The organism is Deltaproteobacteria bacterium, assembly GCA_016178705.1.
Classification (GTDB): Bacteria; Desulfobacterota; Binatia; order HRBIN30; family JACQVA1; genus JACOST01.
The window spans coordinates 1-21,713 of sequence record JACOST010000010.1; the positions used below are offsets into that span (position 1 = coordinate 1).

A 21,713-nucleotide genomic window follows, 5' to 3' on the forward strand; every position below is an offset into this window, starting at 1 on the left:
GCAACCCGGACGATCCGCAGCCAAGCACGACGCCACGTCGGAAACAGACCGACCGACCACAGCGAATGATTCACCCAATCCACGATCAGCGCCTCCCGAGACGGAGGCCATGCGGCCAAATGGTTTTTCTACAAGCTCGTTGGGCGGACCGAGAGTAGCTGGTCACACATGAACTCTGATCCAATTGACGGGCCGATTCCTGGCAGCCGATGGAATCGCGAAGGAGCGACGGGAGCGTCCCAGAAATGACGACAGCAGGCACGACCTCCAACGATCGCATCAAAGTCTCCCCTGAAATCGAAGCCGAGTTCGTTGGCGAGACAGCGAAGGCCCGACTGGCGCGGAGCTTCCTGCGTTTTGCGGAGGCGTTGCTCGCGGAGGACGTGGACGCAATCGAGGCGGTCGTATTGCCGGATGTACGCTGTCACGAGCTTGAGGAGGACGATCTGGACCCGCGGACGCTTCGTCGGGGGTCGCCTCGCAGAGCGTTGGGACCGCGCGGACCTGATACAGAAGTTGAACGCGAAATGAGCGGGCCGACCATTCTCCGGCGCGCCGCCCAACGAGCCGCTGAAGCTGACGGCCGCGGGCTTCAGCTGCGCGTGCGGCCATGCTCGACACGACTCGTGGCAGGATCACGCGCGACCGCAGCTTAGCGGCCATCCGTTCGGCGGGTGTGTTCCGCGGTAGAATCTGCTATCGCTAGCCTTGGAAGGTTGAGCGAGAATGGCGAAGAGAGCCGAGAAGGTCAGCGAGCTGCAGATTGAGCGCCCTCTACGCGCGAAGCTGTCGCCCGCGGAATCCCTGAAGCGCATGAGGGGATTCGAGCGGCGAAAGGACGAGTTCGTTGCCGCTGTCCGAAAGAGCAAGAGTCGAAGTCTACCTGCCTGATCTCCCAATGCAGCCGTATCAGGACCTGCTTGAGGCCCTTGATCGCGAGTTCGCGCATACGTTTGGGGGAGCAACGATCATCCGCGGACTCGACGGCAGCTATTTATCGCGGCTCGGGACACAGATCCGTGATCGCATCAACCTGATTTACACCGACACACCGTTTGGCCTGCGCGCCCATCACGAAGCCATCGCGCGCTACGCGAACCATCTGCGCGACGCCGCGGCTGCAGCCTTGGAAGAAGAAGCGGTCTTGGTTGTCGTCATCGCGGTGTACCATGCGGAGTAACGGAGAAGGGCCGAACAACCACTTCCAGCGGCCGCGCGGGAAGAACGCGCGCGGCCGACTCAACCGTCCACTGATGCGACCAGCCGTCCCAGCGTGTGCGGTAAACGATCGCTCACTTCCGACGCGAGGAGTCCCAACTCCGAACCGCGAGCCGCGACGATCTCGTCCGCAGCGGCGCCGTGGACGTACACACCCAGTTGCACGGCTTCGATCGGATCGAGTCCCTGCGCCAGCAACGCGCCGAGAATCCCCGACAACACGTCGCCCATGCCGCCGGCGGCCATGCCGCTGTTGCCGCTGAGATTGATCCACGCCGCACCGTCCGAACTCGCGATCACGCTGCGCGCGCCCTTCAGCACGACCACACACTCCTTGGCATCGGCGAAGCGCCGCGCAACGCCGACGCGATCGCTTTGCACCGCGGCGCTGTCGGAATTCGTCAGGCGCGCCATCTCGCCCGGATGGGGGGTCACGATCAGCGCCGCCCGCGCTCGTGGCCACTCCGGCAACCCAACCATGCAGGTCAGCGCGTCAGCATCGGCCACCACGGGAATCTCCGCGTGCTCCAGCAGCCACCGCACGGTGCGCTGCGCATCGTCGTGCGTCCCCAAACCGGGACCAACCACGACACACGACTTGCCTTCGAGCAGTCGCGCCAACTGCGAGGCGTCGAAAACCAGGCGATCATCATGATCAGGCAGTGGTGCCGTCATCACCTCGGGCGCCGCCGCACACAGAATCGCGTTGAGCGATGCGGGGCCCGCGAGCGTGACGAGTCCGGCCCCCGCACGCAGCGCAGCACGCGCCGCGAGTTGCGCCGCCCCGGTCTTGCCGCGCGAGCCAGCGATGACTAGCGCGTGCCCGCTGTCGCCTTTGTGTGCATCACGCCGCCGCCGCGGCACCAGCCCAGCGATCGCACCGCGCTCGATCGCGCGCGCTGCCGGGCTGACGATGTCCACGGCGGCCGGCGTGATGCCGATGTCGACGACCGCCAACTCGCCGCAGTAGTCAGCGCCGGGATACAAGAGCTGGCCAAGTTTGGCGAAGCCGAAGGTCGCCGTCGCTTCGGCCTGTACGCAGGTACCCAACGGCACGCCACGATCGGCGCCGAGACCCGAGGGAATGTCGACGGCGAAGATCGGCGTACCGCTGCCGTTCATCAGCTCGATCACATCGGCGGCGAAACCAGTCACCGGCGCATTGAGTCCAGTGCCGAAGATCGCATCAACCGCGAGGGCGGCGCCACTGATGTGTTCGCTCAGGCGTTCGAGATCGCTCGCCGTGGTAATCTCTTCCACCACGCCGCGACCCTTCACGAACGCGGCGAGATGGCGCGCGGCATCGCCTTTGACGTCGCTCTGGTGCCCGAGCAGGGCCACACGCGTGCGCACGCCGCGGCGGCGCAGCAACCGCGCCATCACGAAGCCATCGCCGCCGTTGTTGCCTTTGCCAGCCACGATGACAACCGACTTGCGCCGCACGTGCGGGAACCAGTGCAGCAGCGCGGTCGAGGCGCCCTGCCCCGCCCGCTCCATCAACACATGACCCGGTGTGCCGTGTTCGATCGTGAGCTGATCGAGGCGCCGCATCTCCGCGGCGGAAACGAGGATCATAGGCGATCGCGCACCATCACCGGCTGCGTGCGGCAACCATGAGCGCCTTCATTTCCCGCACCGCTTGCTCCAAGCCGACGAACAGTGCGTGCGCGACCAGGCTGTGCCCGATGTTGAGTTCATGAATCTCGGGGATCGCCGCGATCGCATCAACATTGGCGAGATTCAAACCGTGGCCGGCATTGACGATCAGGCCAGCAGCGGCGGCGCGCTGCGCAGCCGACTGGATGCGGCGCAGCTCGACGGCGCGCTCCACGGCGGCGGTCGCATCGGCGTACTTGCCGGTGTGGATTTCGATGGCATCGGCGCCGAGTCGCATGGTCGCCTCGATCTGGCGTTCGTCCGGATCGATGAACAGACTCACGCGGATGCCCGCGTCGCGCAACGCACTGACGACGCGGCTCATCGTCTCGATCTGCCCTGCCGCGTCGAGCCCGCCCTCGGTCGTCAACTCCGCTCGCTTCTCCGGCACGATGCACGCGTCCTGCGGCCGCAAGCGACACGCATTGCGCACCATCTCTTCCGTCGCCGCCATCTCGAGATTGAGCTTCGTGGCGATGTGGATCCGCAACTGATCGACATCGCCGTCTTGGATGTGGCGACGATCTTCGCGCAGATGAACGGTGATGCCGTCCGCGCCCCCGCGCTCAGCCGCGCCCGCAGCGTCCAGTATCGACGGGTACGTCGTGCGGCGCGCTTGCCTTAACGTCGCAACGTGATCGATGTTGACTCCGAGATAAATCGGCCGCGCCATTGTGATGATAGCGGCGCCTACGTCGCCAAATGTTTCTGGATCGCCTGCGCGATCTCGTCCACGCAGGCGTCGACTTGATCGAGCTGCTCGGCTTCGACCATCACACGCAACAGCGGCTCCGTCCCGGAATAGCGCACCAGCACGCGGCCGCGATCTCCCAACCGCCTCGTCACGCTATCGATAACTCGTTGAACCGCCGGCACCGTGTTCAGCTCGCGGCGCTGCTTCACCGGAACGTTGACCAGGCGCTGAGGAAACCGTGTCATAATCTGCCGCAGTTCGCTGAGCGGCCGTTGCCGCCGAACCAGCACGGCAAGCAACCGCAACGCCGTGAGCAAGCCGTCGCCGGTGGTGCTGTGATCGAGCAGCACGACGTGGCCGGATTGTTCGCCGCCCAGGTTGCACCCCGTGCGACGCATCTCCTCGACTACGTAGCGGTCGCCGACCGGGACGCGCACGAGCCGCGCTCCACGTTCGCGCAGCGCAATCTCGAGGCCGAGATTGCTCATCACCGTGGCCACGACTGTGCGATCCTTGAGCCGCTCGTAGACGAGGAGTTCATCGGCGAGGATGGCGAGCACGGCGTCGCCGTCGACGATCTCGCCGGTTTCGTCGACGAAGATGGCGCGATCGGCATCGCCATCGAGCGCGATTCCGATTTGCGCGCGCTCCCGACGCACGAGATCCTGCAGCGGCGCCGGGTGGAGGGCACCGCACTCGTGATTGATGTTGAGGCCGTCCGGATCGACGCCGCGCGCGAACACCGTCGCTCCGAGTTCTTGCAACACTTCAGGGGCGACGCGATAGGCGGCGCCGTGCGCACAGTCGATCGCGATGCGCACGCCTTCGAGCGTCAGCTCGCGCGGGAAGGCTTGCTTCACGAACACGTTGTAACGTCCGAGCGCATCGTCGATGCGAAACGCCTTGCCCACGGCGTCGGCGGTGGGCCGCACGGCGTCGAGGGCACCATCATTCATATAGTGCTCGATCTCCGCCTCGACCTCGTCGGGGAGTTTGAAGCCGCTTTCGGCAAAGAACTTTATTCCGTTGTCTTGATACGCGTTGTGCGAGGCGGAAATCACCACGCCCGCATCGGCGCGCAGGCTGCGGGTGAGAAATGCGATCGCCGGCGTCGGCATCGGCCCAACCAGCAGTACATCGACGCCCATCGAGCAGAAGCCAGCCGTCAGCGCACTCTCGAACAGATAGCCGGAGATGCGCGTGTCCTTGCCGATGATGATCTTGTGCCGGCGAGCATCGCGGCGAAAGACATGCGCCGCCGCACGCCCCAGTCGCAAGGCGGTCTCGGCGGTCATCGGCTCGACGTTGGCCACGCCCCGAATACCATCGGTACCGAACAGCCGGCGAGCGTGCGTGCGTTTCGTCCCCATCACTTCTGCTCTTTGGTCAATCGAAGCCGGAGCTGCGCCGGTTCCCGCCGCACGACTTCGATCTCGGCAGGCAACTCCACCTGCGGCGCCCGCTCGTACTTTCCCGGAGCCAACCCGGCCGCGTCGATATAGACCTCGCCACGGTTCAGCTCAAGCGCGTCCACCGCGCGCTTCGGCCCCCGCACGATCACGCGGATCTCCGGTGGCTCGACGGTCGCACGATACGTCGTGTGGCGGATCGTGACCGGCAGGCGGCGGAGTTCCCGCTCGGCCTCGATTTCACTCACGTGGACCTGCACCGCGACGCGCTGCGCGCTGAACGAAACGTACTCGCTGACCTCCGCCAACCCGACCTCGCGCTCAACGATACCGGCGGCGGCATCACTCAAGTCGAGCGGCTCGGTCTCGATCGCTTTGAGATCATCGACCGCCGACGCGGGACCGAACACTTGCACGCTTTCCGGCGAGATCTTCGCATCGATCACGCGCAATCCCGCCGCAACTTTGCTGGCGGCTTGCAGCCGCACCGGCACCGTGCGCCGGACCACGCGTTCGAGATCGAGCGTCACCTGCGCGGGAGTCAGTCGGACGATCTTTACACCGCGCGGGAGGTTGAGTGAGTCCGCGGCCACACGAAACACGCCGGGCCCCGACCGCATGCCGGCAAGATCGAGCGGGATCGCCAGTCGTTTGCGATCGATGCGATTCAACAAGGTGCGCGGGCCGCTCACACGCAAATCGATGAAATCCACGCGAGGACTGGTCACCATCAATCCGGTCGGGATATCGCGCAACTCGAGCGCAACTTGCAGTGCTTGCTCGGTGTCGCGCTCGCTGGCGTTGACGAACGCCCACAACCCGAACGCGACTACCAGCGAGATCAGCTTGAGACCGATGTCGCGCGTGAACGCGGCGCGCCAGCGTTCGCGATCGCGCAACGGCTGCAAGCGCCGCCACATCGCAGCCAGCGCGGCTCGATCGAGGCCCTTCATTCGACCAACAACTTCAGCAGCGTGCTGCGCAGCGTGCCGGCGTCGAGGTCGCGCGTGATGCGGCCCTCACGCACCATTGAGATGCTGCCTTCTTCTTCGGAGACCACAACCACCACGGCGTCGGTCTCCTCAGTCAACCCGATCGCGGCGCGATGGCGCGTGCCCAGCGTCTTGCTGACGTTCGGGTTGGTCGTCAGCGGGAGGAAGCAGCCGGCGGCGGTGATGCGACCCTTCTGGAGGATCAGCGCCCCGTCGTGAATCGGCGACGTCGGCATGAAGATGCTGAGCAGCAACTCGCGGCTGACGCGCGCGTCCAGCCGAGTACCGACCTCGATGTACTCGTTGAGACCAACTTCGCGCTCAAAGACAATCAGCGCCCCGATGCGCTTGCCCGCCAAGGCGACGGTGGACCGGATGACTTCCTCGATGTCCTGGTGTGCGACTCCGCGCTCGGCGCCGAACAGCGAGCCGGCCCCGACCTGCGTGAGCGCGCGGCGGATGTCGTTCTGGAAGATCACCACGATCAGCAACAGGAAGGAGCTGAGGAAGTTGTCGAGGATCCAGTTGAGCGTGTAGAGATCGAAATATTGCGACGACAGATAGGTGACGAAGACGACAGCGAGGCCGATCAGCATCTGTGCAGCGCGCGTGCCGCGGATGAGATCGATGATGCGGTAGACCACAAACCCAATCAGGACGATGTCGACGGCATCCTGAATGCGGAAGTTGGCCAGCAGTTCGAGCATGATGAGCGGGGCGGTTCAGGCGCCGCTCGCGCTGTGGGCAGGGGCCTCGGGCCGGCGCCGCGAGACAGCGAGGGGCGCGAGACGATCAGGCCCGCGCATCGGCGCCGGCGGCGCTGATCGGAACCGAGCCGTTGTCCCCGCGCACGCTGCGAAGGATCTCGTCGATTTCGGCCCCGTCAAGCGATTCCTTCTCGAGTAGAGTCTCCGCGATTCGATGCAGCGAATCGAGATTGGCTTCGAGCAGATCACGCGCCCTCTGATAGCTATCCTGGATGATCCGGCGGACTTCGTTGTCGATCTCGCGGGCGGTGCGCTCGGAGTAGTCTTGCATCTGCGCGAAGTCGCGGCCGAGAAAGATCTCCTCGTTGCGCTTGCCGAAGGTCATCGGCCCAAGGTGCTCGCTCATGCCCCACTCGCAGACCATCCGGCGCGCCAATTCGGTGGCCTTCTCGATGTCATTACCGGCACCCGTCGTCATGTGTTGCAGGATCAGCTCTTCCGCGACCCGACCGCCGAACAGGATCGCCAGGTTCTGCATCAGGTATTCTTTCGAGTACGTGTGCTTCTCGTCGATTGGCAGTTGCTGCGTGAGTCCGAGCGCGGTGCCGCGCGGAATGATGGTCACCTTATGAATCGGATCGGCGCCGGGGATGAGCTTGGCGACCAGCGCGTGTCCGGCTTCGTGGAAGGCGGTATTGCGGCGCTCTTCGAGAGTGATGATCATGCTGCGCCGTTCCGAGCCCATCATCACCTTGTCTTTGGCCAACTCGAAGTCGCGCATCGCGACGCGTTCAAGACCGTTGCGCGCGGCCAGCAGTGCGGCTTCATTGACCAGGTTCTCGAGATCGGCACCGGCAAAACCCGGTGTCCCACGAGCCAGCGTCGGCAGATCGACATCCTCGGCCAGCGGCACACGACGAGTGTGCACGCGCAGAATGCCTTCGCGGCCCTTCACGTCGGGGCGCGGGACCACGACGCGACGATCGAAACGACCGGCGCGCAGGAGAGCCGGATCGAGCACGTCGGGGCGGTTGGTGGCGGCGATCATGATCACGCCTTCGTTGGCTTCAAAACCGTCCATCTCCACCAGCAACTGATTGAGTGTCTGCTCTCGTTCGTCGTGACCACCACCGAGGCCGGCGCCGCGATGGCGACCAACCGCGTCGATCTCGTCAATGAAGATGATGCACGGCGCGTTTTTCTTGCCTTGCACGAACAGGTCGCGCACTCGCGACGCGCCGACGCCGACAAACATCTCGACGAAGTCCGAACCACTGATCGAGAAGAACGGCACCCCGGCCTCGCCCGCAATCGCGCGCGCCAGCAAGGTTTTGCCGGTGCCGGGCGCACCGACCAGCAGCACGCCCTTGGGAATGCGACCGCCGAGCTTAGTGAACTTTTTCGGATCCTTCAGAAAGGCGATGATCTCTTCGATTTCTTCCTTGGCTTCATCGATGCCGGCCACGTCGGTGAAGGTAACCTTCTGTGAATTCTCGGTCAGCAACTTTGCCCGGCTCTTGCCAAACGACATCGCCTTGCCGCCACCGACCTGCATCTGGCGCATGAAGAAGATCCATACGCCGATGAGCAGCAGCATCGGGAACCATTGCAACAGGATGGTGATGTACCACGGATCGCTGTCTTCCGGCTTGGCGGTGATCTTCACGCCCTTCGCCCGCAGCAGCTTGATCAGTTCCGGGTCTTCCGGCGCAAAAGTCTTGAAGCGCTCGCCGTTGTGGAACTTTCCCTTGATGTTGTGACCCTGAATGGTGACCTCGGTGAGGTCGCCCTTGTCGAGAGCCGCAACGAATTCGCTGAAGATAATGTCCGGTTCGCGCGCCTGCTGCTTGTTGAAGAGGTTGAAGAGCAGCAGGAACATGAGGCCCAGTACGAGCCAAAGCGCGACATTACGTGAGATCTGGTTCACCACTCCCTCAAAGAAAATCCGCTTGAGACCGTAACATACGGAGACTATCCCAGCAATGGTCGTCCGCCACCTTCGACCCGCAACCAGACCACCCGTCGCGTTCGCCGACCGATCAGTCCGCAGACACTGCGAACCACCCCCGGCACCCACACCACCTCGGCACCGGATTGAACGACCGGGCAACTCGCCCGCAAGGCTCGTGGCACACGCCGGTCGATGAGGATGTCGGACAATTTCTTCCGCCCAGTCATTCCGCAGGGTCGAACCCGGTCGCCGGGCACGGGATTCCGCACCGTGAAGGTGCCGGCAATCGTGTCGGCATCGACGACGGCGCTCCAGAGATCGCGCGGCAGCGGATCGCCGGTGTATCGCTCGACCGGCCCCGCCGCGATCTGCCAATCGCGAAACGCGACTCGTTCGCCCGGCGCTAGCAGACACGGCGGCGGAACCGCCGCTGCGATCCTAGCCGCCACGAAGCGCACACGATCGTATTCCCGCAACACGGTTCCACCCGGCAGATCGACGCCACGGTTGGGCCGACCGTCACGCAACAGATCGAGCACGGCGGTCACGTGATGCAACGCGAGTCCGCGCGCGCTACCGCGCTGCGTACGCAACCAGTCACGGACCAGGTCGCGCCGCAACCCGGTCGGCAACTCTTGCAGTGCGGCGACCGAGAGCCAGCCCACCTCGCTGGTCACACCCTGCGCCGGTCCTCTGTCGCGCAACTGGCTGAGAGTCGCCAGATCAGCGAGGGCGCGATCGATGCGCGGATTCAGATCGCGCAGCAGCGGCAACACTTCGTGGCGAATACGATTGCGGAGAAATCGACCATCGCGATTGCTGCTGTCTTCACAGAACGGCAGCGCTCCCGCCGCCACGAATGCCTCGACCTGCGCGCGCGTGCAAGCGAGCAGCGGGCGGATGATGCGCCCGTCGCGCACCGGCCGCACACCGGCGAGTCCACTCGGCCCACTGCCGCGCACGATGCGCAGGAGCACGGTCTCGGCCTGATCGTTCCGCGTATGGCCGGTGGCGATCTTGGTCGCCCCCACTTGGCGAGCCGCACGGTCCAGCGCGTCGTAGCGCGCGCACCGCGCCCGCTCCTCGGTGTTGCCACCCCGCTGCAGCGCGGACGAGAGGTGGTGCAGGTGGAACGGCACGTTGAGTTGCGCTGCAACCGAGCCGGCCAGCGCCGCATCACGATCCGATTCCGCACCGCGCAGCCCGTGATGCACGTGCGTTGCACTCACCGTAATCGCGAGCCGGGGAGCGAGGTGCACCAGCGCCGCCAGCGTCGCCACCGAGTCGGCGCCGCCCGAGAGCGCGACCAACACGTGATCGCCGGGCGCGACCATCTCGTAGTGCGCGAGGGTATGGCGCACGGCCCGTAGAAATGAAGCGACTTCGCGTTGCACGGTAGACGGCACTTTGGCATGGTGCCCGCGGCAACTCAATGCAACGTTCACGAGTCGTAGCGTGCATCGTCGGGCTGATCGGCGCGATGGCGGTCGCCGCCTCTGCAGCGGCCGGCCCGGTGGCCGGCCCGACGCCGCGAGGATTCAGCGCGGATATCCTCAAGGCCTTGTCGGAAGTGCGCCGACAATACGGCAACGACGCGGTGATGATCGAAGGTTTCCTCATGGGCCAAGCGATCGAAAGCGGCTCGGTGCTCGAAACCGCCGTTGGCGTCTCCGGCGTCGAGGAGCACGCGCAGCACAAATACCTCACGTTCAAACTCGACAGCGGCATCGTCTACAACGACCGCGAGTTGGACGCGGACGCCCGCCTCGCGCGCACGTGGACGCGCATCATCGAACCCACCCTGCGGCGCTTCAAGACCATCGACGTGCCTGCCGACGGCGTCAGCTTCGCCATCTCCTACACGCACAAACCGTACACCGACGAGCCCGACCTGCGCGCGCACCTCAGCGAGGGCCACGGCGAGCCGGAGGATGCGGTTTTCTACCTGCTCACTCGCGACCTCAGCGAGTTGATGGCCAGTCGCATCAGCGCGCAACAGCTCGTCGACCGCTCGATAGTGACCGCCGACGGAGCCGCGCGTCAGATGAAAGTGGAACCGCCGCAGCCGACGCCCGCCCCGGAGACAGACTGAAGGCTGCGACTTGCGATGACCATCATCGTCACTGGGGCAACCGGTTTCATCGGTACGGCACTGTGCCGGGCACTACACGAAGCTGGGCACCGCGTCATCGCGCTCTCGCGTAGCGGCGCCGCCGCGCGCCGCCAACTCGGCGAGCGGGTTGAAGTGATCGAGTGGTCGTCGCCGCAATGGCAGAGCGAAGTCGCCGCGGCCGACGCGGTGATCAATCTCGCCGGCGAGTCGATCGCCAGCGGGCGCTGGACGGCGGCGCGCAAGCAGGCGATCGTGCGCAGCCGCCTCGATACCACCGAACAAGTTGTCAAGGCGATGCGCGCGGGCGGTAAACCGCGGCGTGTATTCATCAGCGCGTCGGCGGTCGGTTACTATGGCCCTCATGCCGACGAAACTCTCGATGAAACCGCCGCGGCCGGCAGCGGCTTCCTCGCCGACGTATGTCGCGCTTGGGAGCACGAAGCGCAGGCGGCCGAAGCGCTCGGCGTCCGCGTGGTACGACTCCGCCTCGGTGTCGTGTTGGGCGACGGCGGCGGTGCGCTCGCGCGCATGGTGCTGCCGTTCAAGCTCTACGCCGGTGGTCCGCTGGGAAGCGGGCAACAGTGGCTCTCATGGATTCACCGCGACGATGTGGTCGGCTTGATAAGATTCGCCTTGGAGCACGATACGATCGCGGGCGCGTTGAACGCGACCGCACCCGACCCGCAGCGCATGCGCGACTTCTGCCAGACGCTGGGCAAAGTGATGGGCCGCCCGTCGTGGGCGCCGGTGCCCGCGGTCGTCCTCCGTCTCGCTTTGGGCGAAATGGCCGACATGCTCCTCAGCGGCCAGCGCGTGCTCCCCGCCGCGGCACAACGTGCCGGCTACATCTTTCAGTTTCCGCGGCTCGAACCGGCGCTGCGCGAGGTTCTCGGTTAGCAGTCCGTTGAAAAAGTGGGGCGCCCTCGAGACGGCGCTTCGCGCCTCTGCTAGGCGTTCGATCTACTTTGGCGGAGCGGTCTCCGACATCAACGCGGCGATCTCCTCAGCCGGAGCGCTGTGCTGCAGCACGACGAAACTGCGTAGCGAGATCGGCGCGGCTTCCGCGGAGACTCCCTTAACCGAAGACGCGATATAAAGCGGCGTTTGCAGAGGCGGATTGAACGCGCTTTCGAACGTGCGGTCATCCTTCAGCGCGCCGTCGATATAGAGCGACATCAACGCATCGCCCCAGGTGATGGCCACGTGATGCCATTCGCCTTTCGCGAACTCGATCCCGCTGCCGACACTGAGCTCGCGGCCGTCGTCCGGGGTGAACAGGAAGCGGATGTAGTGCGGTCCCATCCCCAACTCGAGCCGGTTCTGCCACGTGCCGGGAAGCAACTCGACCAGCCCGCGCCCCTTACCATCCTCCGGGTCAGTCTCGCGCCGTATCCAGAGCGCGATCGTGCTGCTTGCGGGATCAACCCCGCCGGAGTCGGCGAACGCCAACACCGCCGCGGAGGGAAACAAGGCCGCACCCGAGCTGCGATCGAATTCGATGTCCTGCTGAATCGCTGGAGCGGTCTGATCCGCGGCGGACACCGTACCGTCGAAGCTCAGCATCAGCGCCGGACCGGTCTTGTCCTTCTCGGAACGCTTGGCGGGTGCAGCTTCGACGGCCTCGTCGGTCTGTTCGATCTTCGCCACCTTGGCCGCACCTCCGCGACCAGGGGCTGGGGTCACCGATGTGTCCGTTGACGTTCGCACGGCGGGCTCAATGGGCGGTGCGCCGGGCGCGGCGTTTGTTTCACGCGGCGCGCTTCCGCCGCCGTTGTCCGCCTCGTCACCGCCAGCTTCGTACTCGGGTTGCGCCCGACGCGGCACCGCCGGCGTCCACCCCATCCGGCGCGCGACCGGCTCCGCCAAGGGCGGGGGCTGGGTGGTCGCGACATAACGCCGCAACGCGACGGCGCCCGCAATCAGGGTGACGATACCGACCAGGCCAGCGATCCAGCGCGCGGTGGACGACATGATTTGTTCACTACCACTTTTCGTATTGCACTGCGCGTCGCGCGTAGCCCGCGCCGCGCAACGTGTCGCGCAAGCGGGTAACGACGTCGCCGACGCCACAGATGTAGAAGCTGCGCCCGCGATCCTGATCCGCCGCGACGTAGCGGGCTTGCATGCGCTCCAGCAGCACCGCACACGACGGTGCGATGATCGGCTCGAAGCTGAACCACCGATGCTGTTGCGCCAGTGCCTGCCATTCGGCGAGGTACAACAGCTCTGCCTCCGACTGCGCACGATAGTGCAAGCGCACGGGCGCAGCGCGTTCGGTTGCCAACGCGCGCCGCAGCATTGGACGGATGGGGGCGATGCCGGTGCCATCAGCGATGAAAACGGTCTCCACTGTCGGAGGGCCCGCGAGCGTGAAGGTGCCCCACGGTCCCGTGAACGACAGCGGTGCGTCGACGCGGAGACTGAACAGATACGCGCTCACGAGACCGCCCGGAACGATGTTGAGACAGATCTCCAACACGCCGGACTGCTCCGGATCCGACGCGATCGAGTACGGCCGCACCAGGCTGTGGCCATCGATGGTCAGTTGCAACGAGATGAACTGTCCCGGAATGAAACGGAAGCTGCGATCCGTCGGCACGCGCAGGAACAGCGAGCGAGTGTCGGGCGTGTGTTCGACGACGCGCTCAATGACGCTGAGGTACGGACTCATTACTGTTGATTGATGGTGAACCGCGGAATCAGCACCACCACTTCGGCATCGGCCTCAATCACCGCCTGGCAGCCGAGCCGTGAAGTCGGTGTCAGGCCGGGCGCCTTGTCGAGGAGATCTTCTTCACTCTCGGAACTCTCCGAGAGATGCTCAGCGCCGCCCTTCACGACCACGTGGCAGGTGGTGCACGCGCAATTGCCACCGCAGGCATGATCGAGATGGAGATCGTGCCCCAGCAGCACATCGAGCACCGAGCCCGGTAGGCCGTCGTGCTGAAATGGGGCCTTGCGGGGATCGAACTCGATCACGCGTTCGGGGTCGCCGGTTTCGTATAGGACGCGCAGTTTCGCCATCAGTGGCGCTTGTAGCATCCGGGTCCCAGCGAGGCGAGTCAGTCTCGCCGGGCACCTTAAGGGAGTAACTGCTGACTGCTTAGTGACGTGGTCCGGGATGGACATCACCGCCGGGCCCTGGACGACAGCCGAACGGCCCGACGCACACACACTCGTGGCTGCAGCTGCCGGCCGAGCAGTGATCAATCGTGCATCCGTTGCCATCGTCGCAGTCTTGATCGGACATGCACGGTTTGGGCGGCACACACGAATGGCTCTGCTCGTCACAGTCGCCATTGACGACCGTCAGGCAACCGCGCGGGCAGATCGGCTCGACCTCGACGAACGGAATCTCGAAGCATGCGCTCAACGGCTCCGCACATTGGCAACAGATGTGACCGTGAGGCGGCGGTGGAATCGTCGGTGGCGGTGCGCACGGGGCGATGCATGCACAGCCGCCTGGCTCGTGGTGCCGCAAATGGTCGCCGCAGACACCGGCGGCCGTCGAGCCGTCGGGGCACACCAGCTTGCACGGTCCGCCGCACAGGTTGCGCGCCTCGCACGGCTCGGGAGTCGGCGGCGGCGATGCGCAGGTTGCACTGCAGGCGCAGGTCAAATCGCCGTGACACACACCGGCCACGGTATGTCCGTCTTCACATTGGACCTGGCAGGCGCCGCTACACTCTTCGCGTTCGCCACACGTCAACGGCGGCGGCAGCGGTCCGCACGATGCGCACGCTTCGGCAACACAGCGCCCGGTCGCCGGATCAAACTGATCGGCCGGACACCACGAAGTGATATCGAGCGGCTGCGTATCACCATGGGTGAAATGACAACAGCGCTCGCGCGAAGCTTGGAACGACGGCCCGGCACAACGCGGCCCGATGAAGCATTGCCCACTGGCGCTCGGCGTACCGCCCGGCGTCGGCGTCGCAACCGGCGTCGGCTCGGGCGGCGCCGCAGCCAGCTCGAAGCCGAGGACCGCAAACGTTTGCTCGTTCGGATCGAGCACCGAAACGGCGAGGATCTGCACCTTGACGGCCGCGTCGGCGAGCGTGTGAATCGGCAGCGGGGTATCAACGAACGCATTGCCGTCCGCGAGATCGAAACTGACGGAGAACGGCGGCGCAGTACTCGCCGCCCCTTCCGGCGTCACTACGGCGCTGATCACAAGATGATTGCCCTGGTTGCTGACGGCATTGCCGTTGGCATCAACAACGCCACGTAGCAGCAGCCGCACGTGCGGCGGCTCGTCCGTCGGCCGCATGAACAGGTCGCGGCCCCGGCGCAGCCGGGCACGCCGACCGGCGCGCTCGGGCATCGGGACTGGCAGCCGGCCGATCGCAACATGACCGTCGCCGATGCCGAGATGACTCGTGTTGTTGGCCGGTGTCACCAGATCACCGACCAGGCCATCGGCGAGTGCCGCGGGGAACGCAAACGAGCGCGTCGCCGAACGCGGTAGGTCGCCCGCGAGCGTTGCGGCGGCAAACAACGCGCAGGCAATGCTCACGGTTGCTGCAGAAACTCGGCGACAAATCATGGGTGATCTCTCCATCTCGTGCTAGCGATTGTACGCTGTCGAAGGCGCGAACACGAGCGGCGAAGCGGCGCGCAGCAAAACAGCGGAAGCGGCGGCCGATGCTTTTGCCTTGCCGGCGTTCCGCAGGGCCGTGCTCGCACAAATTCGCTTTGACTGCCCCGCGATCGCCCCGCATACTCTGTGGCTATGATCGGACGATCGATGCGGCTCGCAGTCCTCGTGCTCCTCACGCTATCGGCCCTGCCCGCGGGCGCGACCCCGCGCGGCAAACGTGCACCACGCCCGGCGGTCGCGAGCGAGGCCGCCGTGCAGTTCAACACGGCGGGCGGCGCGGCCGACTTTGCGCCTTTGGGAGCCGATTCTGTGGTTCGACCCGGGTCCCAGTGCCGCCCACCGCGCAATCCGCTGACGTACCACGGTGGAAAACTGGTCACGAACCCCGACGTGTTTCTCATCTTCTGGGGTTCTCAATGGAACAGCGATCCTGAACATCTGTCCGCCAAGGCTGACCTCCTGAGCTTCTACCAGCAAGTCGGCAGCAGCGGCTACGCGTGTGCGTGGAATGAATATGGAGTACCGGGTCAGGCGTACGGCACCACGACCCTGGACAGCATGGCGCCCGACATCATCGCCAGCGCGCCACCGAATCCGCTGCCCGATGCAACGATCCAACAAATGATCCAGGATGAGATCGCCGCCGGCCGCGCGCCGACGCGAACCGACGACATGGTTTATATCGTGGTGCCGGCGAAGGGCGTGCCGGTCGACATCGGGGGCGAAACCGGCTGCGGCGGATCGAACTTCGTGTTCTGCGGCTATCACGACAGTTTCGGCACGTTCGCCGCCCCGTTTCGCTACGCGGTGTTGCCCTACCCTTGCAACCAGAACTTCTACACTTGCTTTGTCGATGCGAACGACACGCCCGGCAAAGCGCTCCAATCCGTCGGCTCGCACGAACTCGTCGAGCTGGTCACCGACCCCGATTCACCGCCAGTCGGCAACAGTGGTTGGTATAGCAATCGCGATGGACAGGAGAACGCCGACATCTGCACCTCATACGCCTGTAGCGTCGATCTGCCCATCGGCACCACCAACTCGTTCTGGTCGAACCTCAGCAACGGGTGCATCGATAGCGTCCCGTGTACACCGGCGGCCGATTGCACGGATACGACACCGGGCAACTGCGTGGCCGGATTGAGCGGCCTCAGCAAGTGCACGTTCGAATGGTTGGTCTATCCAAATCTCACCCACACCACCGTGGGTTTGCCCGGACGGACGGTGACCTGCAGTGACGGCCAACCGTTCTGCGACTTCGACGCCACTGCGGATGGTGCCTGCACTTTCCACATCGCCGCCTGCTTGAACAGTCAGGATCCGCGCGTGTCGTGCTCCGCGGCATCGATAACCAACGTCAAACTCCTCCGACCGCTGCCGACGAGCACGAATGCGACTGACAGCGCCAACGCGACGAATCTGCTCACCGCTCTTAGTACGGCAGATCCTGGATCGATCGGGACGCAATCAGGCGCGCAGGTCGCGTACAATCCGGCGGCCACCTCCGCCAACGCGTGCACCGGCTTCGTCGACGTCGTCGTGCCGTTGCGAACGGTCGGAACCCGCACGTTGCGCGGCGTCCGCACGGTGCTCGTCACCGCCAACACCACGACGACCCCGTCGCGTAATCTGCTGACGCTCTTCTGCACACCGCCGCAATAGCTCCTACCGGTCCGACCCTTTGACGCCGAGCGGCTGCGCCGCTAGTTCTTCGCTGGCCACTGAGGCATGTGAAGATCGCGGAGGAAGCCATGTGGATCGCGCACCATCGGATCGTTCTCATGAGCGTCTTGAGCGTTGGCGTCGCAGCCGCATGCAACGACGGCGGCTGTAACAACGACAACTTCGCCAATAAGGGTTTGATCAACGCTGGGGCCCGCTTCCAGCTCGTCCTTGAGGCGAATCCCCTGCCCGCCCGCCTACTGCTCGACTCGGCAACCGGCGATCTCTGGCAGTTGCAACCCGAGTCCGCAGGCGCCTCGCAATGGGTCCGCGTTGCCAGTGGCCCCACGGACGCCCGCCTGCTCAAGCCGCAAGAAATTCTCGGCGGGCATTCCCAGGCAATACCCACACCGTGATGTAGCGACACAGCTGTCGCCGCGCGCGGCAGCTCCGCCCACGCGATGCACGCAGCCCCGATCGAGCGAGGCGCGGAACTCCTTCACGCAACTTTCGTCACCAACCACCAGAGGATGACTAACCCAGCCGCGACGGCGGCAAGTGCGTTGCTCCGCAGCAGTCGATGCCGATGAAGCGAAGCGAACACGCCTTCCGGCAAGAGTGTCCACCCCGCGGCCCACGCCACTAAGGGAACTCCGAAGGGATGCTGGTGGAGTGACGCGATGATCCGCCCCTGAGTCAGGAGCAACAGCGCACGACCCATTCCGCATCCTGGACAGTCGTAGCCAGTCAGCGCGTGAAAGAGGCAGACACTCGGAAGTCGTCCGATCACATCGTGAACGTTCCACACGTTCAGCGCGTTGCCAACCGCCGCCAAGCCCAGGACCAGCAACCCCGCACGCATCAGCCGGATCTGGTCGCGGCTACGTTTCAAAGAAGCCATTGATCTCACTTTGCTGAATCGCATCGGCAACGACAGTGAGTCCCACCACCGAGAGCATTAGGCTGATCAGCGATAAATTCTCGACCGGTGGTTCGCCGAGATCGCGCTGGATCGCGGTGATGGCGCGGCCCATCAGGTACTCGGTGTACATGTGGTAAATCCCGCACGTTACCAGCGACAGCAAGAGCCAGGTGACGAAGCGGAACTCTTCGCGACCGAGAAACGCGTTCAACACGCGAAACTGGCGCCGCTGCCAGAACACATTGTAGATGCCGCAGGTGACCACCGTGAGGAGGAGATCCACCGCGACGTTGCTAACCGCATCGCTCGCATCGATCGGATGAGGCGGCATGTTCTGCATCAGACCCTCTCCTTCTCCCTGAAGTCACACGAGCGGAAAACCGAGCAGCGTTTGCAGCTCGACGAGTGCGGTATCTGGATGATCGACTTTGATCGTCGTCATGCCAAGCACTCTGGCGGTCTTGAGGTTGCTGCCGATGTCATCGAGGAAGACGGCGTCGGCCGGCGCAATGCCGAGCTGGTCGCAAGCGAGGTGAAAGATCCGCGGATCGGGTTTGCGCACACCGACGACTGCCGACTCGATGAAGGCGTCGAAGTGCGGCTTCAGCGCATGCGTGCCGCCGTCTTCGGCGACCCAGTTGTTGGTGATCGCACCGGTCAGTAGTCCATGGGCACGGATGCGACGGATCGCTTCGAGCATCGCCGGCCGTGGCGCGATCACTTGCGCCACCAAACCCATGAGTTCTCGCGCGGAGATGGCGACGCCGGCCGCGGCACAGTCGCCGTCGAAGACCGGATAGAATTCTTCCAGCGTCAACTCACCGCGCTCCAGCCGCGACCAGCCACCACTTGGCACGGTGTCCACTACGACTCGATTGATGAATCCGGAGGGAATGGCGTGCGCGCGCTCATACGCCGTGATCGCGTGCAGCGGCGAGCCGACCACGACTCCGCCGAGATCGAACAGGACCGCGCGGTACTGCATCCCGGCCACCTCAGCCATACGCGGCCGCCGCGGATCGGGTCACGATGGAACCTTCGTGGCCTTCGACGGATCGAGCTCAATCCGCGGTTTGTCCGGGTGCGGCCGATAGAGGATGACGGTGTGGCCGACCAGCCCGCAGAGCGCGGCGCCGGTGGCGTCGGCGACTGCGCGCCCCACCGCTTCCTTGTCCTGCGGTTGCCGCATCTGCACCTTGATTAACTCGTGATCCAACAACGCGCGCTCGACGGCCTGGACAATGCCGGGGCTCAGTCCGTCCTGACCCAACTGCACCAACGGTTTCAGATGATGCGCCAGCGCACGCAACCGCCGCACCTGTCGCGAGGAGAGAGCCAACGCCGCCATGGCGGACAATCTGACCTAGTGCCGCCGCGGCCGCAATCCTCAGGAATAGAGATCCTTGCCATCGTCGGTCTGTTTCGGTGCGGTCGCCGGCTTCCTGATTGGCGGATTGGGCAAGCGCACGATGCCCTTCTCCTTCAAGAGCGCGTGGTACTGCTCCTTGTCGTCGGGCACCGGGCGCGGATCGCCCGCCCAGGTCTCGAACAGCAGCGCACCGCGCGGGCCAGCAATCAACGGCCCGAACTTCGCGCCGAGTTCAAGCACGATCAGCGTACCGCGCGGACAGTGGCGATCACCAACCATCAGATCGCCTTCGAGCACGAAGACCAAGTGATCACTACAATGGCCGTGCCGCTCGATGACCACATTGGGGTCGTAGCGTCCGAGCACGACCATCCGCTTCGCGTTCCACTCGAGAAATTTCTCGTGCACCGAGACGCGCCGCTCACCGTGCATCTGGGCGATGACTTCGGTCCAGGGCACATCGTCGAGATGAACGAAGGCGAGGCGCGGTGTGCTGGCGTCGGGTTCAGTGACGGTCGTCTCCATGAGGCGGCTCCTCTCGCGCGACGTGGCGATCAAGTCAGAGAGACTTGATGACCCCAAGCGGATAGATCGGCTTCAGCTTCTCCTCCAGGAACGCTGGCCCTTGATCGGGCGTGACGAACCAGTCGGTCGGACACATTGTCAAGATCTCGACCAGCGAGAATCCCTTGCCCTCGAGTTGTGCGCGGAAGGCGTCGTGCAAGTACTGCTTCGTGAGCTTGATGCCCGATGGCGTGTGCACCGCGGCGCGCGCGACATATGCGGCGCCGTCGAGTTGCGCGAGCAGCTCGCTGATCTTGATCGGGTTACCGTGACGCTCGCGGTCGCGCCCACCAACCGTGGTCTTGGTGTGCTGCCCCAACACCGTCGCGGCGGTCATGTGTCCGCCGGTCTCGCCGAACACGGCGTTGTTGAAGACGATGGCGGTGAACTTCTCGCCTCGCGCCGCACTGTGAATCACTTCCTGCAATCCCTCCGAGATCATGTCGCCGTCGCCTTGCATGGTGAAGACAAACGCGTCGGGGCGCACGCGCTTGACGCCGGTGGCAACCGACGGCGCGCGGCCGTGGAGCGCCTGCATGACATCGACATCCATGATCATCGGAAACGCGGTGTAGCAGCCGATGCCGGCCACACAGATGGTGCGATCGCGCAGCCCTAGCTCTTGGATCAGCTCCAAGATGATGCGCAATGCGACCGGCTCGCCGCAGCCCGGACAGAGTGAATGCTCGGTCTTGAGCAGCAGATCGGGTTTCTCGAACACCTTCTGCATTTCCATCGCTGCGCTCCTTCCCAAGGTCCAAGGTTCAAGGTTCAAAGTCCAAGGTTCCCCTGAACCCTTGAACCCTTCTTCGGATAGACCTCTTCGATGCGCTTGAGGATGTACTCCACGTTGAGCAGCGGACCGACGCCGAAACCCGAGTGGTCGTGGCTGATGCCGCCGATCGCATGCACCGGCGCGCGGCCGAGGACCGCGAGTTGGACATCCTCGATCATCTGCCCGGCGTTGAGTTCGAACACCGCCACCGCTTGCGCCCGCTCGGCGGCGGCAGCAACCGCCTGAGTTGGAAACGGCCACAACGTAATCGGCCGGACATAACCGACACGCAGACCGCGCTCGCGTGCCAGCATCACCGCGTACTTCACAAAGCGGCCGGGAAAACCGAAGGCGACGACCACCAGCTCCGCATCGTCGAGATAGCCGGTGTCAACGCGCACCTCCTCGGCCTTGATGGCCGCGTGCTTGTCGATCGCATGCGCCAGCGTTGTCGCGATATCGGTCGAGAGCTTCTCCGACGGCCCGAGCGGAGAGAGGGTAATGCCGCGACGCCCCCGAGCACCAGTGATCGCCCAACTCTTGTCCGCCGATCGTTGCGCAACGGTTTCATGAAACTCGACAATCTCCGAGGTGTGCGACAATAGGAAGTCGCCCATGATCATGACCGGATTGCGCCACTTGTCCGCGAGATCGAACGCGAGCTGCGCCAGATCGGCGGCCTCCTGTGCCGACGACGGCGCCAGCACGATGAAGCGATAGTCCCCGTGCCCACCGCCGCGGGTCGATTGGAAGTAGTCGCCTTGGCCGCGGCACATGTTCACGGTGACCACCGGGATCTGGGCGTTGGCCAACTCGGCGAAGCTCTCTTGCATCAGACTGATGCCTTGGCCGGTTGAGGCCGTCATCGCCCGCACGCCGCAGCCGGCCGCGCCCCACACCATGCCGATGGCTTCGATTTCACTTTCTGCGTTCATGCATACGCCACCGACCTGTGGCATGCGCGTCGACATGTACTCGAGAATTTCCGTCGACGGCGTAATCGGATAGCCCGCGTAGAAGCGGCACCCCGCACGCACCGCGGCTTCCGCCATCGCCGCGGACCCTTCCATGAGGGTCCGAT

23 protein-coding genes are annotated in these 21,713 nt (G+C 64.7%); 5 read left to right on the forward strand and 18 right to left on the reverse strand.

Features of this window, described 5'->3' with window-relative positions; all coding sequences use genetic code 11:
• The first annotated feature begins 898 nt into the window (after window positions 1-898).
• Window positions 899-1,180, forward strand: coding sequence for a hypothetical protein (locus HYR72_05680; GenBank protein MBI1814447.1), 282 nt, complete (start codon window positions 899-901; stop codon window positions 1,178-1,180).
• A 59-nt stretch (window positions 1,181-1,239) separates the two neighbouring features.
• Here the strand turns inward: HYR72_05680 and HYR72_05685 are convergent, their stop codons facing one another.
• The 7 genes from HYR72_05685 to tilS all read right to left on the reverse strand — a co-directional run bounded on the left by HYR72_05685 (window position 1,240) and on the right by tilS (window position 10,021).
• Window positions 1,240-2,793 (reverse strand): NAD(P)H-hydrate dehydratase, encoded by a 1,554-nt coding sequence (locus HYR72_05685; protein ID MBI1814448.1) that lies wholly within the window; start codon window positions 2,791-2,793, stop codon window positions 1,240-1,242.
• A 16-nt stretch (window positions 2,794-2,809) separates the two neighbouring features.
• Window positions 2,810-3,547, reverse strand: a complete 738-nt coding sequence (gene pdxJ, locus HYR72_05690) for a pyridoxine 5'-phosphate synthase (protein ID MBI1814449.1) — start codon at window positions 3,545-3,547, stop codon at window positions 2,810-2,812.
• Between the two features lie 17 nt (window positions 3,548-3,564).
• Entirely contained in the window at window positions 3,565-4,938 is a 1,374-nt protein-coding gene (locus HYR72_05695; protein ID MBI1814450.1) for a phosphoglucosamine mutase, read from the reverse strand.
• Entirely contained in the window at window positions 4,938-5,930 is a 993-nt protein-coding gene (locus tag HYR72_05700) for a hypothetical protein (protein ID MBI1814451.1), read from the reverse strand. Before HYR72_05700 ends, HYR72_05695 begins: the two co-directional genes overlap by 1 nt.
• Window positions 5,927-6,676 carry a TIGR00159 family protein gene (locus HYR72_05705; GenBank protein ID MBI1814452.1) on the reverse strand — a complete coding sequence of 250 codons (750 nt, stop codon included), beginning with the start codon at window positions 6,674-6,676 and terminating at the stop codon, window positions 5,927-5,929. Before HYR72_05705 ends, HYR72_05700 begins: the two co-directional genes overlap by 4 nt.
• 85 nt (window positions 6,677-6,761) lie before the next feature.
• Window positions 6,762-8,603 carry an ATP-dependent metallopeptidase FtsH/Yme1/Tma family protein gene (locus HYR72_05710; protein ID MBI1814453.1) on the reverse strand — a complete coding sequence of 614 codons (1,842 nt, stop codon included), beginning with the start codon at window positions 8,601-8,603 and terminating at the stop codon, window positions 6,762-6,764.
• A 44-nt stretch (window positions 8,604-8,647) separates the two neighbouring features.
• Complete coding sequence (gene tilS, locus HYR72_05715) at window positions 8,648-10,021, reverse strand: tRNA lysidine(34) synthetase TilS (GenBank protein MBI1814454.1); 1,374 nt, start codon at window positions 10,019-10,021, stop codon at window positions 8,648-8,650.
• Between the two features lie 38 nt (window positions 10,022-10,059).
• Between tilS and HYR72_05720 the strand changes: the two genes are divergently transcribed.
• Window positions 10,060-10,719, forward strand: coding sequence for a hypothetical protein (locus HYR72_05720; GenBank protein MBI1814455.1), 660 nt, complete (start codon window positions 10,060-10,062; stop codon window positions 10,717-10,719).
• A 15-nt stretch (window positions 10,720-10,734) separates the two neighbouring features.
• Complete coding sequence (locus HYR72_05725; GenBank protein MBI1814456.1) at window positions 10,735-11,637, forward strand: TIGR01777 family protein; 903 nt, start codon at window positions 10,735-10,737, stop codon at window positions 11,635-11,637.
• Window positions 11,638-11,700: 63 nt separating this feature from the next.
• Here the strand turns inward: HYR72_05725 and HYR72_05730 are convergent, their stop codons facing one another.
• From HYR72_05730 to HYR72_05745, 4 genes are all read right to left on the reverse strand, one after another.
• Entirely contained in the window at window positions 11,701-12,711 is a 1,011-nt protein-coding gene (locus HYR72_05730) for a LamG domain-containing protein (GenBank protein MBI1814457.1), read from the reverse strand.
• Between the two features lie 10 nt (window positions 12,712-12,721).
• Window positions 12,722-13,411, reverse strand: coding sequence for an FAD-dependent oxidoreductase (locus HYR72_05735; protein ID MBI1814458.1), 690 nt, complete (start codon window positions 13,409-13,411; stop codon window positions 12,722-12,724).
• A complete protein-coding gene (locus HYR72_05740; GenBank protein MBI1814459.1) occupies window positions 13,411-13,764 on the reverse strand; it encodes a 2Fe-2S iron-sulfur cluster binding domain-containing protein in 354 nt (117 codons plus the stop codon). The genes HYR72_05735 and HYR72_05740 overlap by 1 nt, the downstream gene beginning before the upstream one ends.
• Before the next feature lie 79 nt (window positions 13,765-13,843).
• Window positions 13,844-15,286, reverse strand: coding sequence for a hypothetical protein (locus tag HYR72_05745; protein ID MBI1814460.1), 1,443 nt, complete (start codon window positions 15,284-15,286; stop codon window positions 13,844-13,846).
• A 201-nt stretch (window positions 15,287-15,487) separates the two neighbouring features.
• On the opposite strand from HYR72_05745, the gene HYR72_05750 reads away from it, so the two are divergent.
• On the forward strand, window positions 15,488-17,002 hold the full coding sequence (locus tag HYR72_05750; protein MBI1814461.1) for a hypothetical protein: 1,515 nt from the start codon (window positions 15,488-15,490) through the stop codon (window positions 17,000-17,002).
• 119 nt (window positions 17,003-17,121) lie between these two features.
• Window positions 17,122-17,418: a hypothetical protein gene (locus HYR72_05755; protein MBI1814462.1), complete on the forward strand. Its 297-nt coding sequence runs from the start codon at window positions 17,122-17,124 to the stop codon at window positions 17,416-17,418.
• Window positions 17,419-17,501: 83 nt separating this feature from the next.
• On the opposite strand, the gene HYR72_05760 is transcribed toward HYR72_05755, so the two are convergent.
• From HYR72_05760 to HYR72_05790, 7 genes are read right to left on the reverse strand one after another with little or no spacing between them, the layout of a single operon-like run.
• Complete coding sequence (locus tag HYR72_05760) at window positions 17,502-17,903, reverse strand: DUF2752 domain-containing protein (GenBank protein MBI1814463.1); 402 nt, start codon at window positions 17,901-17,903, stop codon at window positions 17,502-17,504.
• Window positions 17,884-18,264 (reverse strand): DUF4234 domain-containing protein, encoded by a 381-nt coding sequence (locus HYR72_05765; GenBank protein MBI1814464.1) that lies wholly within the window; start codon window positions 18,262-18,264, stop codon window positions 17,884-17,886. The genes HYR72_05760 and HYR72_05765 overlap by 20 nt, the downstream gene beginning before the upstream one ends.
• Before the next feature lie 24 nt (window positions 18,265-18,288).
• Window positions 18,289-18,927: an HAD family phosphatase gene (locus tag HYR72_05770; GenBank protein MBI1814465.1), complete on the reverse strand. Its 639-nt coding sequence runs from the start codon at window positions 18,925-18,927 to the stop codon at window positions 18,289-18,291.
• A 21-nt stretch (window positions 18,928-18,948) separates the two neighbouring features.
• Entirely contained in the window at window positions 18,949-19,272 is a 324-nt protein-coding gene (gene yhbY / locus HYR72_05775; protein ID MBI1814466.1) for a ribosome assembly RNA-binding protein YhbY, read from the reverse strand.
• A 39-nt stretch (window positions 19,273-19,311) separates the two neighbouring features.
• Window positions 19,312-19,818 carry a hypothetical protein gene (locus HYR72_05780; GenBank protein ID MBI1814467.1) on the reverse strand — a complete coding sequence of 169 codons (507 nt, stop codon included), beginning with the start codon at window positions 19,816-19,818 and terminating at the stop codon, window positions 19,312-19,314.
• A 34-nt stretch (window positions 19,819-19,852) separates the two neighbouring features.
• Window positions 19,853-20,587, reverse strand: coding sequence for a hypothetical protein (locus tag HYR72_05785; GenBank protein ID MBI1814468.1), 735 nt, complete (start codon window positions 20,585-20,587; stop codon window positions 19,853-19,855).
• Between the two features lie 41 nt (window positions 20,588-20,628).
• Window positions 20,629-21,702 (reverse strand): hypothetical protein, encoded by a 1,074-nt coding sequence (locus HYR72_05790; protein ID MBI1814469.1) that lies wholly within the window; start codon window positions 21,700-21,702, stop codon window positions 20,629-20,631.
• Between the last annotated feature and the right edge of the window lie 11 nt (window positions 21,703-21,713).